At 38.2% G+C, this 15,423-nt stretch carries 18 protein-coding genes; 1 reads left to right on the forward strand and 17 read right to left on the reverse strand.

Going from position 1 to position 15,423, the window contains the following annotated elements; translation table 11 throughout:
• Window positions 1-75 precede the first annotated feature (75 nt).
• The 16 genes from LG273_RS10225 to LG273_RS10300 form a co-directional block, all read right to left on the reverse strand.
• A complete protein-coding gene (locus LG273_RS10225; protein ID WP_404453261.1) occupies window positions 76-1,554 on the reverse strand; it encodes a spore germination protein in 1,479 nt (492 codons plus the stop codon).
• A 25-nt stretch (window positions 1,555-1,579) separates the two neighbouring features.
• A complete protein-coding gene (locus tag LG273_RS10230) occupies window positions 1,580-2,008 on the reverse strand; it encodes a stage V sporulation protein AB (RefSeq protein WP_379564278.1) in 429 nt (142 codons plus the stop codon).
• On the reverse strand, window positions 1,986-2,603 hold the full coding sequence (locus LG273_RS10235) for a stage V sporulation protein AA (RefSeq protein WP_379564280.1): 618 nt from the start codon (window positions 2,601-2,603) through the stop codon (window positions 1,986-1,988). Before LG273_RS10235 ends, LG273_RS10230 begins: the two co-directional genes overlap by 23 nt.
• Before the next feature lie 216 nt (window positions 2,604-2,819).
• On the reverse strand, window positions 2,820-3,578 hold the full coding sequence (sigF, locus tag LG273_RS10240) for an RNA polymerase sporulation sigma factor SigF (protein ID WP_379564282.1): 759 nt from the start codon (window positions 3,576-3,578) through the stop codon (window positions 2,820-2,822).
• Between the two features lie 10 nt (window positions 3,579-3,588).
• Complete coding sequence (spoIIAB, locus tag LG273_RS10245; RefSeq protein WP_379564284.1) at window positions 3,589-4,029, reverse strand: anti-sigma F factor; 441 nt, start codon at window positions 4,027-4,029, stop codon at window positions 3,589-3,591.
• Window positions 4,026-4,379 (reverse strand): anti-sigma F factor antagonist, encoded by a 354-nt coding sequence (spoIIAA, locus tag LG273_RS10250; protein WP_379564286.1) that lies wholly within the window; start codon window positions 4,377-4,379, stop codon window positions 4,026-4,028. The genes spoIIAB and spoIIAA overlap by 4 nt, the downstream gene beginning before the upstream one ends.
• A gap of 105 nt (window positions 4,380-4,484) precedes the next feature.
• Window positions 4,485-5,660, reverse strand: coding sequence for a D-alanyl-D-alanine carboxypeptidase family protein (locus LG273_RS10255; protein WP_379564288.1), 1,176 nt, complete (start codon window positions 5,658-5,660; stop codon window positions 4,485-4,487).
• A gap of 369 nt (window positions 5,661-6,029) precedes the next feature.
• On the reverse strand, window positions 6,030-7,334 hold the full coding sequence (locus tag LG273_RS10260) for a pyrimidine-nucleoside phosphorylase (protein WP_379564690.1): 1,305 nt from the start codon (window positions 7,332-7,334) through the stop codon (window positions 6,030-6,032).
• 14 nt (window positions 7,335-7,348) lie between these two features.
• Window positions 7,349-8,173 (reverse strand): purine-nucleoside phosphorylase, encoded by an 825-nt coding sequence (locus tag LG273_RS10265; RefSeq protein WP_379564692.1) that lies wholly within the window; start codon window positions 8,171-8,173, stop codon window positions 7,349-7,351.
• 10 nt (window positions 8,174-8,183) lie between these two features.
• Window positions 8,184-9,365: a phosphopentomutase gene (gene deoB / locus LG273_RS10270; protein WP_404453266.1), complete on the reverse strand. Its 1,182-nt coding sequence runs from the start codon at window positions 9,363-9,365 to the stop codon at window positions 8,184-8,186.
• Between the two features lie 123 nt (window positions 9,366-9,488).
• Window positions 9,489-10,382, reverse strand: coding sequence for a site-specific tyrosine recombinase XerD (xerD, locus tag LG273_RS10275; RefSeq protein WP_404453268.1), 894 nt, complete (start codon window positions 10,380-10,382; stop codon window positions 9,489-9,491).
• 4 nt (window positions 10,383-10,386) lie between these two features.
• Window positions 10,387-10,593, reverse strand: coding sequence for a YqzK family protein (locus LG273_RS10280; protein ID WP_404453271.1), 207 nt, complete (start codon window positions 10,591-10,593; stop codon window positions 10,387-10,389).
• Between the two features lie 193 nt (window positions 10,594-10,786).
• On the reverse strand, window positions 10,787-11,245 hold the full coding sequence (locus LG273_RS10285) for a Fur family transcriptional regulator (protein ID WP_379564296.1): 459 nt from the start codon (window positions 11,243-11,245) through the stop codon (window positions 10,787-10,789).
• 111 nt (window positions 11,246-11,356) lie between these two features.
• Window positions 11,357-11,995 carry a stage II sporulation protein M gene (spoIIM, locus tag LG273_RS10290; protein WP_379564298.1) on the reverse strand — a complete coding sequence of 213 codons (639 nt, stop codon included), beginning with the start codon at window positions 11,993-11,995 and terminating at the stop codon, window positions 11,357-11,359.
• A 79-nt stretch (window positions 11,996-12,074) separates the two neighbouring features.
• Window positions 12,075-13,256: an endonuclease Q family protein gene (locus tag LG273_RS10295; protein WP_404459514.1), complete on the reverse strand. Its 1,182-nt coding sequence runs from the start codon at window positions 13,254-13,256 to the stop codon at window positions 12,075-12,077.
• 5 nt (window positions 13,257-13,261) lie between these two features.
• Window positions 13,262-13,807, reverse strand: a complete 546-nt coding sequence (locus tag LG273_RS10300; RefSeq protein WP_404453274.1) for an NUDIX hydrolase — start codon at window positions 13,805-13,807, stop codon at window positions 13,262-13,264.
• A gap of 188 nt (window positions 13,808-13,995) precedes the next feature.
• Between LG273_RS10300 and LG273_RS10305 the strand changes: the two genes are divergently transcribed.
• On the forward strand, window positions 13,996-14,913 hold the full coding sequence (locus LG273_RS10305) for an aldo/keto reductase (protein WP_404453277.1): 918 nt from the start codon (window positions 13,996-13,998) through the stop codon (window positions 14,911-14,913).
• Between the two features lie 170 nt (window positions 14,914-15,083).
• Here the strand turns inward: LG273_RS10305 and LG273_RS10310 are convergent, their stop codons facing one another.
• Entirely contained in the window at window positions 15,084-15,407 is a 324-nt protein-coding gene (locus LG273_RS10310) for an iron-sulfur cluster biosynthesis family protein (RefSeq protein WP_404453279.1), read from the reverse strand.
• Between the last annotated feature and the right edge of the window lie 16 nt (window positions 15,408-15,423).

Genomic DNA, 15,423 nt, shown 5'->3' on the forward strand with positions numbered 1-15,423 from the left:
ACTTTATCACATTAAAGCCAAATTGAAAAGAGCTAGCATTTGAAATGCCAGCTCAGTTTTAGACAAGTGGTGTTCCTATTTCTCTGTTGGTTGCCGGTAATTATTTTTCGGATGAACAATACTCGGTCTACTATTGGAATAAGGAACAGGGATTCGAAAAATAATTTGCAGCATAGCCCTTGGATTAAATGGTAAAAACGGCCATAAATATGGTGTTTTAATGGATTTCAATTGAATTAGATAGAGAAGATGAAGAGAAATACCAACAACAAAACCAACTGCACCAAATAAACCGGTGATAAGGACTAACAATATATTTACAACCTTATTCGCTACACTTAATTCGTAACTTGGCGTGACATAAGAGCCAATTGCACTAATCGAGACATAAAGAATGACCTCCGGACTGAACATGCCCACGTCAATTGCAATTTGTCCAATCAACACTGCCGCGATTAACCCCATGCTAGTGGATAAAGGTGTTGGAGTGTGAATGGCAGCCATTCTTAAGAATTCTATCCCAATAATCGCCATAATGATTTGAATCATAATTGGAATATTCCCTTCTTCATTCGGGCCAATAAAAGTTAAAGCCTTGGGAAGAATGGTCGGATCGATTACGAAAAGAAGCCACAATGGCAGCAGGTACATGGAAGCAAGGATTGCTAAAAAACGAATCCATCTTACAAATGTACCAATTGCTGGGGCCTGCCTGTATTCTTCTGCATGTTGTAAATGATGAAAAAAGGTAGTGGGCAGTATAATCGCACTAGGTGATGTATCTACCATAATTAATACATGGCCTTCTAACAAATGATTTGCTGCAACATCAGGTCTCTCTGTATACCTAACAAGTGGATATGGATTCCATTTTCGATCGATGATGAATTCTTCAATCGTCTTATCTGCCATACTAATGCCATCTATTTCAATCTCTTGTATTTTTTTCTTTATTAAATGAATTAATCCCTCATCTGCAATATCTTTTACATAGCTTATGCAAACGTCGGTTTTAGATCTTTCCCCTACTTTTAACATCTCATGACGAAGTCTAGCGTCCCTTAACCGCCTTCTGGTAAGTGCGGTATTTTCTATAATATTTTCCGTGTAACCATCTCTTGCGCCACGTATTACTCTTTCCGTGTCAGGTTCTTCAGGTGTTCTTCCAGGATAATGGCGGACGTCCACAACATAGGAGAATTTTTCTCCATCAATGAATACAACGATTAATCCAGATAGAATCTGATCCACTGATTCATCCATTGTCTTAACTTTTTGAATTTGTTGATGCAAAAGACGGTTCTCAATGATTTTAGGCAGTTTTCTACTGTTTGACTCATGATCATTGAGGTTAACAAGTTCTTTTAAAAGATCCTGTATAATCAATGAATCACACAGGCCCGTCAAATAGTAAATATGCACTTTCCTTTTTAATAAAATGACCTCTCTAAATCCCAGATCAAAGGAAACATCCATTCCAAGCCGTTTTTCCATATATGCTTTATTTTCTCGCATATTTGCTGAAATTTCTATTTTGTCGTCATGTTGACGCATGCTGTCACACCTTCCACTTGCAAAATCACTTCACAAAATAAACCCATTGAAAAAGCGAACCAACAATCTTTCCAAATACGATAGCCATTAGCATCCAAAGTAGATAACCATCTAGCCCAATTCGCTTAGACAAAATAGGGAAAACATTTAATACTTCTGTCAATGCAGCAGCCAGCATGCCATTAAAAATACCGTGAAAGAGACCCCATAAAACTAAGAATAATACTGGCTGATCCCATGTTATGGAGGAGAAGGATAAAAGACTGCCAAAAAGGCTGCCACCAATAACGCACCCTATATAGGTTTTTAGCATCATATCCGTTTTACTTAACTGGATAAGCCTGGGTATTATGCCAAGCACTGTTAGAAAGGCAACAAACCCACTTCCCACAGCAATTCCGCTTGAAAGACCGATTAGTACCTGGAGAAAATTAATTAGGAGGTTTGCGATCATTTAGTTTACTCTCATATTGAATAACATACGAGTCAAGGTCTTGCTGATATTTTTGAATTTCAATTTCAAGCGGACTTGGTTCTTCATTAAACCTTCTATTAAACCAATGATTAAAAAATAGTAACATTCCTAAACCTAAACCGAATGAGTATGGTATCTGAATCCATAAAGGATATTCATTTTCCTCACCAGTTAATAGAAGATGTAGCTTTTGTTGGACTTCCTGCATACTGACATCATAATGAAAATTCATAAGGGTCATAGCAGTACCAATAAACAATATGACCCAAACCAATGCCACATATATAACAGGAGTGGATTTCTTTTTTTTGAGAATACGGACGATGGTTTGTTCGGGACCCATCAGTTGAAACTCTATATCATCAATGAGCCGGCTCAAATAATCAATTATGACGAACCCTTCTATGATGACAAGCGATTGGTCTTTCTTAGTCAAACGGTAAATTGGCAAATCTGCCAGCTTTTGTTTCATTACTGGTTGGGCGGAAATGTGGGCGATATCCTTAAGCTTTAGTTCCGTAAGTTTGCTAACTTCAAGGTGTTTTTTCATACGCAGATAAACTATCTCACTCATCGCTCACCATCCTCTAACCAGATTTGTTTGTTTATTAAATATTGTTTACAGAATAGCTGTTTTTATGAATGGTAATTAATTGGTATTTCATTGACATGCGTTGAAAACCATATTGAGTGATTTGTGTAAGTATAGATAATAAAAAAGAAACCCAATCTATGACGAAAGACAGCATAGATTGGGATCTCTTTTAATAAGTACTTTCTAGTACGTTAGTCAGGAATGATCTAAATTTAGTTTCATATCTTGTAAAATCTTTTTTTCAAGTCGTGAAACTTGAACCTGGGAAATTCCCAGTCGCTCTGCCACCTCTGACTGGGTTTGGTCTTTATAGTACCTTAAATAAACGATTAAGCGTTCTCTTTCATTCAAACTCCGTATTGCTTCTTGTAAGCTAATTCTGTCAAACCACCTTGTGTCCTGGTCAGCAATTTGGTCGAGAAGGGTAATTGGATCACCATCGTTCTCAAATACAGTCTCATGAATCGAATGCGGAGATTTAGCAGCCTCCTGAGCATGAACAATTTCCTCGGGAGAAAGATCCATAGCTTCAGCTAATTCATTAACTGTCGGAGAACGTCCAAATTGTTTTGTTAGTTCATCTTTCTTCTTTCGAATTTTGTTCCCTGTCTCTTTTAAGGAACGACTAACCTTGACACTACCATCATCCCGAATAAAACGCTGAATCTCCCCTATTATCATTGGCACCGCATAAGTAGAAAAGCGAACATCATAGGAAAGGTCGAATTTGTCAATTGATTTTATCAAGCCAATACTACCAATTTGGAACAAGTCATCCTGGTCGTATCCTCGATTAAGGAAACGTTGGACAACAGACCAAACGAGTCGAACATTTTTCTCGACTAGTATGTCTCTTGCCCCCTTATCCCCTTCTTGACTTCGCTTAATGTATTCCTTAACCTGCTCATCCGTAAGCGTCTCTTTTCTTTTTTGTCTCTCCACATTTACGTTCATCGGCAGTCCCCTACTTACAAACTGACTTTGTTTTGGCGAGCTGCTTCGTCATATGAACAGTTGTTCCTTTGTCAGGTGCGGATAATACTTCTACTGTATCCATAAAATTCTCTATTATCGTAAAACCCATCCCAGATCTCTCCATATCTGGTTTAGAGGTATACAATGGTTGTCTCGCTTCTTCAATATCTCCTATTCCAATGCCAAAATCCTTAATGGTCAATTCAATTTCCTCTTCAATAATGGCACAGGAGATGACGATTTTTTGGTTTGGGTCATTGTTATAGCCGTGGATGATGGAATTTGTAACAGCTTCCGATACGACTGTCTTAATTTCTGTTAATTCATCCATTGTAGGATCTATTTGCGCGATAAATGAACCTACTGTGACACGCGCAAATGCTTCATTTTCACTAACGCTCGAGAACTCAAGACACATTTCATTTTTCATGATGCCACCCCCAAAGTCATTAACGCAAAGGATTCGTTCTCCTCTAATCGAACAATTTTAAACAAACCCGACATTTCAAATAAGCGTTTGATCGGAGGTGATACAGAGCAGACGACCATCTCCCCACCCAACTGAAGTACTTCTTTATACCTTCCCAATACAACCCCGAGACCTGAACTATCCATGAAACTAACTGCTTCAAGATTTAGAATGACATGCTTAACCGCATTGGTATACATCGTCTCTTTCCATTGGTTTCGTAAACCTTCAGCTTCATGGTGATCCAGTTCTCCGGACAATCGAACAATTAATACATCCTCTTTTACAGTAAAATTTGCCTGAAGCCCCATCTTTATTCCTCCTTGTTTTCCCTTCATAACTTCTTTTTCGCTAAAGTTTATAGCTATTCCTGCTAGTTGACAAAAGAAGAAGGAAAGTTACCATATCAGTGGATTCTAGTCAAACTTCACCAATTTTTGCAAGGACCTTTTTAACAATGTATAATAACTTGCTTTTTCAATATTCTCCTTCACGGTTAAATCGGATTCTGATAATATAGCTTCTCCATCCTTAACAATTAAAGTACCAACATGGTCGCCTTTTTTGATTGGTAATTTTAGATCTTCCTTTAATTTAACCTCTGTAGAAATGTTATCAACGGATTCTCCTTTAGCATGCAAGGTGCTAATCGATTCTGACGTGACAACTTCATTTTGTTTCGTTTCGGCCTTTGTCAGTCGTAAGGTAGTGATCACATCGCCCTTTTCAAATAGTTTGTTGGTTTGGAATCTATTGAAGGCATAATCAAGCATCCCAGAAACGGAGGCATTCCGTTCTTTCGTCGTTTCTGCCCCCATAACAACAGCAATAACCCGCATTCCATTTTTCTCTGCAGTAGCTGTTAGACAGTATTTCGCTTCATTGGTAAACCCTGTTTTTAATCCATCTACTCCTGGGTAGAAACGAACAAGCTTGTTTGTATTAACTAGCCAGAATTCATTCTCCTGCCCTTTTCGTAAATAGTCTTCATATACAGAAGTGTAATTCGTTATAGATTCGTATTTTAGTAATTCCTTTGCAATCATAGCCATATCGTAAGCGGTGCTATAATGGTCATCGGCTGGGAGCCCTGTAGTATTTTGAAACTTCGTATGCTTAAGGCCTAATTCCTTCACCTTTTTATTCATTAAGCTAACAAATTCCTCTTCACTGCCAGCAACTCTCTCAGCCATCGCAACGCTAGCATCGTTTCCAGAAGCGATCGCTATTCCTTTTAGCAAATCGTTTACTGTCATTTCCTCGCCAGCTTCAAGAAAAATTTGTGATCCTCCCATTGATGCAGCGCGCTCACTAACTCTTACTGTTTCATCCAACTTTAAGCTACCCTTTTCAAGTTCTTCCATTATTAATAATAAAGTCATAATTTTCGTCATACTCGCAGGAGGAAGCTCTTCATGTGCATTTTTATCAAACAAAAGTTTTCCTGTATCACGTTCTAATAAAATGGCGGAATTTGCACCTTTAGCAAGAGTGGTTTTACTAGTATCACTCGTTTTTTCTTCGGCAGCCACCGGCATTGCCATTGCAAGCAACATCGAAAATACAATACTTACGATTACAAATTTTCTCATAGATAACCCTCCAACACTCAATATATAGATAGGATTAACAATCAGAGGAAAATTTATACTAAAATCGGCATACTCTTACAGCGAAAAAACATATTGCAAACGGCTTTAAATAATATGAAGCGATGATTAATTTCACCACAAGGGTATAAGTGCGACTAGGCCTCTGGTTAACACCAATTTGCAAGTCTTTTTTATCGTAGGGCGATGTGTGAAAACCACTTAGTTTCGGACGCTAGGAGTTAGATGTGGCAAATTCAGTTATTTCGTTATCCACAGCACTTTTATAATAAAATTCCACCTATAAAAAAGCATGACCCCTAAGTTAGGGCCATGCTTGAATGGTTTATTATTAAAGATGCTTATAACATATTATTTTGTGATGGTGTCGTAGACAAGGGTAGGGGCAGGGACATCTTCTTCTGTTACTACAATACTCTTATATAGCTTCTGGCGTACTTCTTCGACATTCTGTTGGTTCGCGTGGATGGTTAGCAATGCTTCGCCCTCTTTAACGCGATCTCCTATTTTTTTATGAAGCACAATCCCAACTGCTAAATCGATTTCCGAATCCTTGGTCGCTCTGCCGGCTCCTAGCATCATCGCAGCAGTTCCGATATCATCTGCAATGATGTTGGATACTGTTCCCGTCGATAAGCTAGGTAGCTCTATCTTAAATTCTGCTTGTGGTAAGTTTTCCGGTTGATCTGCTACAGAAGCATCTCCACCTTGTGAGGATAGGAAAACTTTAAATTGTTCAAACGCTTTTCCGTTTGTTAAACTTTCCTTCAGCATTTCTCTTGCTTCGTCCATAGTGGAAGCTTTATTTGCTAATACTACCATCTGACTGCCTAATGTTAGGCAAAGTTCTGTTAAGTCTTTAGGTCCCTGTCCTTTTAGAGTGTCGATTGCTTCTTTAACTTCAAGCGCGTTTCCAATAGCATATCCCAATGGTTGACTCATGTCGGATATTACTGCCATCGTTTGCCTCCCTACCCGATTTCCAATGGTGACCATTGCTTCAGCTAGCGCTTTTGAATCATCCAGGTTTTTCATAAAAGCACCCGCACCAGTTTTTACGTCAAGGACAATTGCGTCTGCACCAGAGGCAATTTTCTTACTCATAATGGAGCTTGCGATAAGGGGGATTGAATTAACGGTAGCTGTTACATCACGTAACCCATATAATTTTTTATCAGCAGGCGTTAAATTCCCCGATTGTCCAATTACGGCAACCTTATTTTTATTTACGAGATCAATAAACTGATCGTTGCTTATTTCTACATGGAAGCCCGGAACGGATTCAAGCTTATCAATCGTTCCACCTGTGTGTCCGAGTCCCCTTCCACTCATTTTAGCAACAGGCACACCCACCGATGCAACTAATGGAGCGAGAATAAGTGTTGTTGTATCACCGACTCCTCCAGTAGAATGTTTATCCACCTTTATTCCAGATATATCAGATAAGTCTATTTGATCACCAGATTCCACCATAGCTGAGGTTAGATGAGCACGTTCCTCTATCGTCATATCATTAAAATAAATAGCCATTAAAAGAGCGCTTGCCTGATAATCGGGTATTTCCTCTTTTGTATAACCTTCTACAAAATAATCAATCTCTTCTTTTGTAAGCGTATGTCCATCTCTCTTCTTTTCAATAATGTCATACATTCGCATCAAAATCACCTCACCTATGATTGTGGTAGTAGCTGCACAATTCGTTTAACAAACTTTAGAAAGTCTTCTCGTACTTTCTCAGTTGTTTCAATCACCTCTGTATGTGTGAGAGGCTGATCTAATATTCCTGCTGCCATATTGGAGATACAAGAAATACCCAGTACACGTAAGCCTGCGTGATTGGCTACAATTACTTCAGGAACGGTAGACATACCAACAGCGTCTGCCCCCATTGTGCGCAGCATTTTAACTTCTGCAGGGGTTTCATAAGATGGACCCGTGTTTCCACAATATACGCCTTTTCGTACTCGAATTCCTAATTCATTAGCACTTGCTTCGGCATATTTAATGAAATCTTTATCATAAGCCTGCGACATATCAGGAAATCTTTCACCCAGTTCCTCAATGTTTTCACCAAGTAACGGGTTATCCCCCATGTTGTTCAAATGGTCGGAAATAATCATAAGATCACCAGGATTGTAAGTCTCATTTACACCGCCCGCAGCATTTGTAACAATAACGGAGGTAATTCCAAGCTCTTTCATTACCCGTACTGGAAAGGTTACCTGCTTCATGGTATAGCCTTCATAATAATGGAACCTACCTTGCATGGCGATCACTTGTTTCCCTTCCAAGGTTCCGATTACTAGTTGTCCTTTATGACCGGAAACAGTAGAGACTGGAAAATTTGGAATGTCTCCGTATGGAATTTCCACTGCATTTTCTATTTCATCTCCAAGTACTCCTAAACCTGATCCAAGGATTAAGCCGAGAGTTGGTTTCCCCTGTAATTTACTCTGAATAAATTCTGTTGCTTCCTTTAATTCTCTTTGCATTATTCCCATCCCCTTATTTTGTAATATCTTTTAGAAAGCTTTGCCCATGTTTTGGTGCATTCACATCAAAATTGGCCGCAATAGTAGCGCCGATGTCAGCAAATGTTTGTCTAACAGGTAATTGCTCTCCTTTTGTTATACCTTTATGGTAAGCAAGCAATGGTACAAATTCACGGGTGTGATCAGTACCATGATGTACTGGGTCATTTCCGTGATCTGCGGTAATTAAAAGTAAGTCGTCATCCTTTAACTTGTTCAAAACCTCTGGTAAGCGCGCATCAAATGCTTCCAATGCTTTCCCATAGCCTTCAGGGTCACGTCGATGGCCAAATTTCGCATCAAAATCAACCAAATTTAGAAAGCTAAGGCCATTAAAGTCCTTATCCATGCTTTCTACAATTTTAGTCATTCCATCTTCATTATCTGTTGTACGAATAGACTCGGTTACACCCTCACCATCGTATATATCAGAGATTTTTCCGATAGCAATAACGTCATACTTTTGTTCTTGAAGTTCATTCATTACAGTATGGCCAAATGGTTTTAAAGCATAGTCATGTCGATTAGCAGTTCTCTCGAATGCCCCAGGTGTGCCCAGAAATGGTCTAGCAATAACTCGTCCAACCATATACTTTTCATCAAGCGTTAGTTCTCTAGCCATTTCACATATCCGGTATTGTTCCTCAATTGGTACGATTTCCTCATGTGCAGCAATTTGCAGAACAGAATCTGCTGACGTATATACAATTAAAGCGCCTGTTTCCATATGTTCCGGTCCTAATTCATTAAGAATTTCTGTACCTGAAGCAGGTTTATTACCGATGATTTTACGACCAGATTTTTCTTCCAATTCGTTTATTAATTCATCTGGAAATCCATCTGGAAAAGTACGAAAAGGCTGCTCAATATAAAGCCCCATTATTTCCCAGTGGCCAGTCATAGTGTCCTTTCCATTAGATGCCTCCTGCATTTTTGTATAATGGGCTAACGGCTTTTCCGCTTTCTCAATTCCTTTAATTTCTTTGATATTACTCAGACCTAATTCCCCAATATGTGGCATCTTAAGACCATTCATATGCTCAGCGATATGTCCGAGGGTGTCAGCACCCTTATCATTAAATTTTTCCGCGTCTGGTGCCTCACCAATTCCTACTGAGTCCATTACGATTAAAAATACACGTTTGAAATTATTCATGTAAATACCTCCTATACATTATCTTCCCATATTACTGCAGTTATATGTTTATTTTTACACGTTTTGTACCTTATGATCAAAATTCTAAAGTACTTGTAGGATGTCAGACGACCTAAAGGAATATTATGCTCTAGGGTGGTAAGAGTCGTAAATATCTTTTAATCTAGCTTTTGTAACATGAGTATAGATTTGGGTAGTAGATATATCGGCATGTCCCAACATCTCTTGGACCACACGTAGATCCGCCCCATTCTCCAATAAATGTGTGGCAAAGGAATGCCGTAAAGTATGGGGGGTTATACTTTTTTTGATCCCTGCGGCTTGTGCTGATGCCTTTAGAACCTTCCAAAACCCCTGTCTGGTTAGAGGTCGTCCATGTTGGTTAACGAACACAGTCTGGTCGTCTTTCTTATTCTTCACCAACGATGGCCGGCCATGTTGTAAGTATGTTTCAATTGCTTTAATAGCAACATTTCCTAATGGTACAATACGTTCCTTTGAACCTTTTCCAAAGCATTGTACAAAGCCCATCGTCAGGTGCATATCACCAATTTTTAAGGATAGGAGTTCCGTTACCCTTAAACCTGTTGCATAGAGCAATTCAAACATCGCCCGATTACGAATATGTAAGGGACTGGCTCCAGGGATTTGTAATAGAGCTTCAATGTCCTTTATTGATAAGACGTCTGGCAATTTCTGGTCCTTTTTCGGAGTTTCAATATTTAGGCTTGCATCTTGGTTAACCAATTGCTCTCGTATAAGAAATTGGTGAAAAGACCGAATAGAAGAAACATGTCTAGCAATTGTTGCTGATGATTTGTTATCATCCTTCAAAATATGTAAAAAGCCTACAATGTCTGTACGCCTCACTTGGCTCCAATTCGTTTTTTTCATGATTTTTTCTGTATAATGCAAATAATGAGCAAGATCTCGTTTATAGGACTGAAGTGTATTATCCGAAAGACCTTTTTCAATACGCAAAAAGTGAAAAAAATCATCTATTGCATCCTTCAGCATTCGGCTATTCCCCCAAGCGAAAAAATAGATTTAACCTGTCTAGTAAGCTTGATTCTGGTTGAAAGACTTTTACTGCAGGCCCTTCAGGCTGATCATAACGATGAAATTCCTCATATTCACTATGCATGGCTTTAAGCCCAAAATAAAATAAACAAGTGCAGGCAGTAAAAATAATAAAGACCTTTGTTGTGTCCCATACTAAGCGTATCAAATGTATAACTCCCTTCCTGGCATTTATCTTCTACTATTAGAAGATATGCCAAAAAAGATTAACATTATACATAGAATCATAGAAGTTTTATAAATAACACTCCATACAATTTACCTTTTTTCTATGCTTTTGTAAATGCTTCCGTAAAGGTAAAACAAAAATGCCTTTCTTCCATCGAAAAAAGGCAATAAGTTTATTTGGTTACTTTAACTGAAACTTCCTGGCATTTTTTGCAAATACCATGGAAAGTAAGTCTATGATCTTTTACTTGAAAGCCCCAGTCCCGCTGTACAATTTTTTCGACGTCCCCTAATAAATCATTTTCAATTTCTTCAACAGAACCGCACTCTATACAAACAAGATGGTGATGAAAGTGTTCAGCCCCTTCTTTTCTAAGATCATAACGAGAAACACCGTCCCCAAAATTAATCTTATCAACAATCTTTAACTCTGATAATAATTCTAAAGTACGATAAACGGTGGCTAATCCAATTTCAGGTGCTTTTTCTTTTACTAATAAATAAATGTCTTCTGCGCTAAGATGGTCTTCTTCTCTTTCCAGCAAAACCCGTACCGTGGCTTCCCGTTGTGGAGTAAGCTTATAGCTCTGTGCATGGAGCTGTTCTTTAATTTGATCTATGCGATGTTCCATGGCAGGTTCCCTCCCTCGTATCCCATCTTTATTATATGCATCGAATAAGAACGTGTCAAAATATAATATTATTATCATTATATATTTATAATTATTATAGTTTAAAAATGATTATTGGTAAAATGATTTGATAATATAAGTCATTGCTTCATTTGAAACATATGTCTCTAATAAAGCAGCTGCAAATGAAAGGATTAGTAGAAAACCAAATATGGTAGCATACCTTCCGAAAGGTTGAAAAACGGGTTGAGATACCTTTTGAGTAAATAATTTCCCTAATAATTTCAAGGAAAAAATCATTGCTAAGCTTCCCGCTACAATATAGATCGGGATGATTAGAATATTCTGTGGCGCAATTGAGAATGTAGCGAGTAAAAATCCATCCATCCCTAATTGATTGACCATAAAACCAACGGAAAATCCAACAACGAGTCCTTTAATGAATAATAATACCCAAACAATAGGAAGACCAATTACAGATAAACCTAGAATAAATAGTAAAAGTAAATATTTCACATGGTAAAAAAAGCTATTCTTTAAAATAGTGGAATTTTCCGTAACCTGCTGGTCATTAAGCTGGCCAAAAAAGCGTTCTAAATAAAAAATCAAATCTTGTTTTTGCACAATATTCATACTATTAACTAGAATAGCGCCAAATACTATTCCTGTCATAAACAGAATGATCATAAACAAATAAATGGTCGCATGATTTTTGATATGTTCCGTAATGTTAGCTCTATTTTTATACATAGGAATCCTCCATTCAAGAGATGTTACTATACTAAAATCTATGAAGAATTCCTGTTAAAAATACCTACTTTACTATTTTCTATAACGGGGCAGTATCATTTGAAATAACCTTTCCGTATTTTCCTCCTCCACCAGCTTGAATACTTAATTTCCCTTCACGCATTTGAATGATAGATTTTGCAATTTTACTTGGTATGACCTCTTCCATTTCTACCTGTGATGCCTTGTGGATCACATTCATCTCATTATTGAATTTTTGCAGTAATTTTTCGTATGTTTTCTTCCCTAAATAAGGAATATACTCTAATGGCACTTGATAAAAATATGGTGGACGAGACTTTTTATTCTTCCGACCATCGCTCAATTCTTGAATTCTATCCGCTACACCTTTCGTTATTTTTGTGGACCTACAGTGGATACATTTTATCGAGTCCGCTGGTGTATGCTGGTTACATTCATTGCATATCGTAAGATGGTACTTTCCTAATGCGGGATTCATTCCGTAATTTGCTGTAATACCACGGCCCTCTACCCCATGTAAAGCCCATAAAAATTCCTTAAAGGAAGGTGTATCCATCTTGACCGCCTGGTATTCACGGGCAATCTTAGCAAGGGAATGTGCATCCGAATTTGTTAAAAATGGATAAGCATGGAGCTCTGCAAGATTGTCTGCCATAGTTGTGTCAGAACTTAAGCCGAGTTCGATCCCGTCGATAAGATCCGGGTCGAATACTTCTGTGAGCGATTTCCTTACCCCTTTGCCATATAAACTTTTAAAGGGTGTAAAAACATGCGCGGGGACAAATATGCCATCTAATTCTTTAACTTTATATTGAAGCTCTTTACCGGTGCCATAATACCGCTGAGAGCTCAAATTAATGTTGGTCATTCTTTGCGTAAGCCATTCTGTAAATTGAGCCATTCTTTGCAAGTCGGGCAGAAAGCAAAGAACATGAATAGGTCCTTGGCTAGAGGCGTCATAAATTTCTATTTCGGAGCCTAGTAATAAGGTAACTTCTTCAAACCTTATTCCCCCTCCATCAAGTTCCTTCGCTTTACCGGATTGAATAAGGGTGTTAATTTCATGCTGGACCGCTGGGACATGGCAATCTATTACACCAATCATACCCATCCCTTTATTTCTGCTGGACTCCTTTAAAACATTCGTAAGAGTTAACGACTTAGCTCCTGTAATTTTTACTGGTTTATTATCCATATCTCTTCCTATATGGATGTGCATGTCAACGAAGTAATGATTCAACATAACTATCTTCCTAACGCATGCAAATAGAGAATCGCATAGGTTGTTTTAGCATCATGGATTCTTTCTTGTTCTACCAGTTCTTTGGCTTCATCTAGCGTTAACTCAAGAACATCAACAAACTCATCTTCATCACTTCCGATGGGCTCTTCCATTTTTTCTACTTCGTCCGTTATATAGATATGCATTAACTCATCTGCAAAGCCAGGAGAAGTGTAAAAAGAAGTGACAAATGATAGTTCTCCTGTCGTATAGCCTGTTTCTTCCTCTAGTTCACGCTTTGCTGTTACTTCCGGCGCTTCACCTTGTTCAACCTTCCCAGCAGGAATTTCAACCAGTGACTTTTCAAGCGGCTTACGATATTGCTCAACAAATAGAATCTTATCTTCTTTCGTAATAGCGATGACAGCTACTGCTCCAGGATGCTTGATCAGCTCTCTTTTTGTTGTTTTTCCATTTGGAAGGCTAACTTCATCCACCCGCAAATCAACCACTTTTCCTTCATAAATTGATGTGGAATGAATGGTTTTTTCTTCAAATTTTTTCGTCATATCTATTCCTTCTTTCTAAGCTTATAAAAATGATCTAATCAAATTAGAAATCGTCCTCACATAGAATCTTTGCTATAATCTCTTGCTAGAAATAAGTATAAGATATTCTGAAGCTGACCGCAAAATAGTTGTATTGTCGACAAGCGCTTTTTACAATAGGAGTAGACTTAATCGAGAGGATGATAGATGTGAGGACAAATCAATTAGGGAAATCAGGCATTAATATTTCAGCACTTACTTTAGGATGTATGTCATTAGGGACGGATGCAAAGAAAGCGGAAAATATGATTGACCTAGCACTCGATAGAGGAATTAATCACTTGGATACTGCTGATCTTTATGATTTCGGTACAAATGAAGAAATTGTTGGGCAAGCGATAAAAGGTAAAAGAGACAAAATCGTGCTTACCACAAAGGTAGGCAATCACTTTAATAAAGACACAGGCGACTGGTACTGGGATCCTTCCTTCAAGCATATAACCGAGGGTGTTAAAGAAAGCTTACGTCGGCTTGGTACGGATTATATTGATTTTTACATGTTGCATGGCGGAACAATTGATGACCCGATCGATGAATCAATTGAAGCCTTTGAACAATTAAAAAAAGATGGATACATTAGAAGCTATGGTATTTCTTCTATACGCCCTAACGTGATTAGAGAGTATGTAAATCGTTCAACTATCGACGGGGTGATGATGCAATACAGTATGCTGGATCGACGACCAGAGGAAGAAATACTAGACCTTCTACACGCTAATGGAATTAGCGTATTAGCAAGGGGTCCTTTAGCCAAGGGAATGTTAAGTAACCAAGCAGAGCAAAAGATTGAAGAGAAAGGTCAAGATGGTTTCCTTAACCATACCTACAATGAACTGCGTAGCTACTATGAGGAATTACTGGCAATCACCTCTCCAGATAAAATGCAGGAGCTTGCTCTTCAATATGTGCTAAAGCATCCAGCTGTTGCGAGTGCGGTGTTTGGCGCAAGCAGTATAGATCAAGTTAAAGAAAACACGTCTATTTCTTTGAATGAACTATCTAATGAAACTTATTTAGCTGCACAGCGAATTATCAAGCCTATTCAATACGACAAACACAGAGAATAATTTAGCTAAAGTTTTTGAAAAGTAAAGGGTACTTAAAAGTGAGAAAACCTGGACTAGGCAAACCTTTATGCAAGGAATTGCCTAGTCCAGGTTTTCATGTGTTAAAAAACTTTGTCCCACTGTCTTTAAGTTGTTAGTGACTTTGACTTCTTTGCGTTCGTCGCCCTATTCTATATTTCACAAACACTTTGGGGAGCTATGAAAGGGTTTAGGATCCCTTCAGGACTTGTTAATCGCAGCATACCATTAACTATTGTGAGGGTCATAGATTCAGCGAAAAAGGTTGCTTGTTGCCTTTGAATGAGAACAGGTAAACCGTCACTCTCTACCTCCATATATTTATCAGTAAAATTATCGGTAAATCTTACAGTAGGTACACCATTTACTCCACAGCCACAGCCTTCTGTGTCATACCACAATACAACATAGCGATTTTGCTTACCACCCCTATTTTGCAATTCCTGCTTTGCAGCTTCTGTTATATGTAGTTCCATTGTATTCGACCCTTTC

The organism is Oceanobacillus kapialis, assembly GCF_044790185.1.
Taxonomy (GTDB): Bacteria; Bacillota; Bacilli; order Bacillales; family Amphibacillaceae; genus Oceanobacillus_B; species Oceanobacillus_B kapialis.

Bases quoted from the DNA above. Each gene is read 5' to 3' on its own strand.
- spoIIM (WP_379564298.1), bottom strand. From the start codon at position 11,995: ATGTATAAAAATAGAGCTAACATTACGGAACATATCAAAAATCATGCG.
- LG273_RS10225 (WP_404453261.1), bottom strand. From the start codon at position 1,554: ATGCGTCAACATGACGACAAAATAGAAATTTCAGCAAATATGCGAGAA.
- LG273_RS10230 (WP_379564278.1), bottom strand. From the start codon at position 2,008: ATGATCGCAAACCTCCTAATTAATTTTCTCCAGGTACTAATCGGTCTT.
- LG273_RS10255 (WP_379564288.1), bottom strand. From the start codon at position 5,660: ATGAGAAAATTTGTAATCGTAAGTATTGTATTTTCGATGTTGCTTGCA.
- spoIIAA (WP_379564286.1), bottom strand. From the start codon at position 4,379: ATGGGGCTTCAGGCAAATTTTACTGTAAAAGAGGATGTATTAATTGTT.
- LG273_RS10260 (WP_379564690.1), bottom strand. From the start codon at position 7,334: ATGCGAATGTATGACATTATTGAAAAGAAGAGAGATGGACATACGCTT.
- sigF (WP_379564282.1), bottom strand. From the start codon at position 3,578: ATGAACGTAAATGTGGAGAGACAAAAAAGAAAAGAGACGCTTACGGAT.
- LG273_RS10310 (WP_404453279.1), bottom strand. From the start codon at position 15,407: ATGGAACTACATATAACAGAAGCTGCAAAGCAGGAATTGCAAAATAGG.
- spoIIAB (WP_379564284.1), bottom strand. From the start codon at position 4,029: ATGAAAAATGAAATGTGTCTTGAGTTCTCGAGCGTTAGTGAAAATGAA.
- LG273_RS10285 (WP_379564296.1), bottom strand. From the start codon at position 11,245: ATGGAACATCGCATAGATCAAATTAAAGAACAGCTCCATGCACAGAGC.
- LG273_RS10300 (WP_404453274.1), bottom strand. From the start codon at position 13,807: ATGACGAAAAAATTTGAAGAAAAAACCATTCATTCCACATCAATTTAT.
- xerD (WP_404453268.1), bottom strand. From the start codon at position 10,382: ATGCTGAAGGATGCAATAGATGATTTTTTTCACTTTTTGCGTATTGAA.
- LG273_RS10235 (WP_379564280.1), bottom strand. From the start codon at position 2,603: ATGAGTGAGATAGTTTATCTGCGTATGAAAAAACACCTTGAAGTTAGC.
- deoB (WP_404453266.1), bottom strand. From the start codon at position 9,365: ATGAATAATTTCAAACGTGTATTTTTAATCGTAATGGACTCAGTAGGA.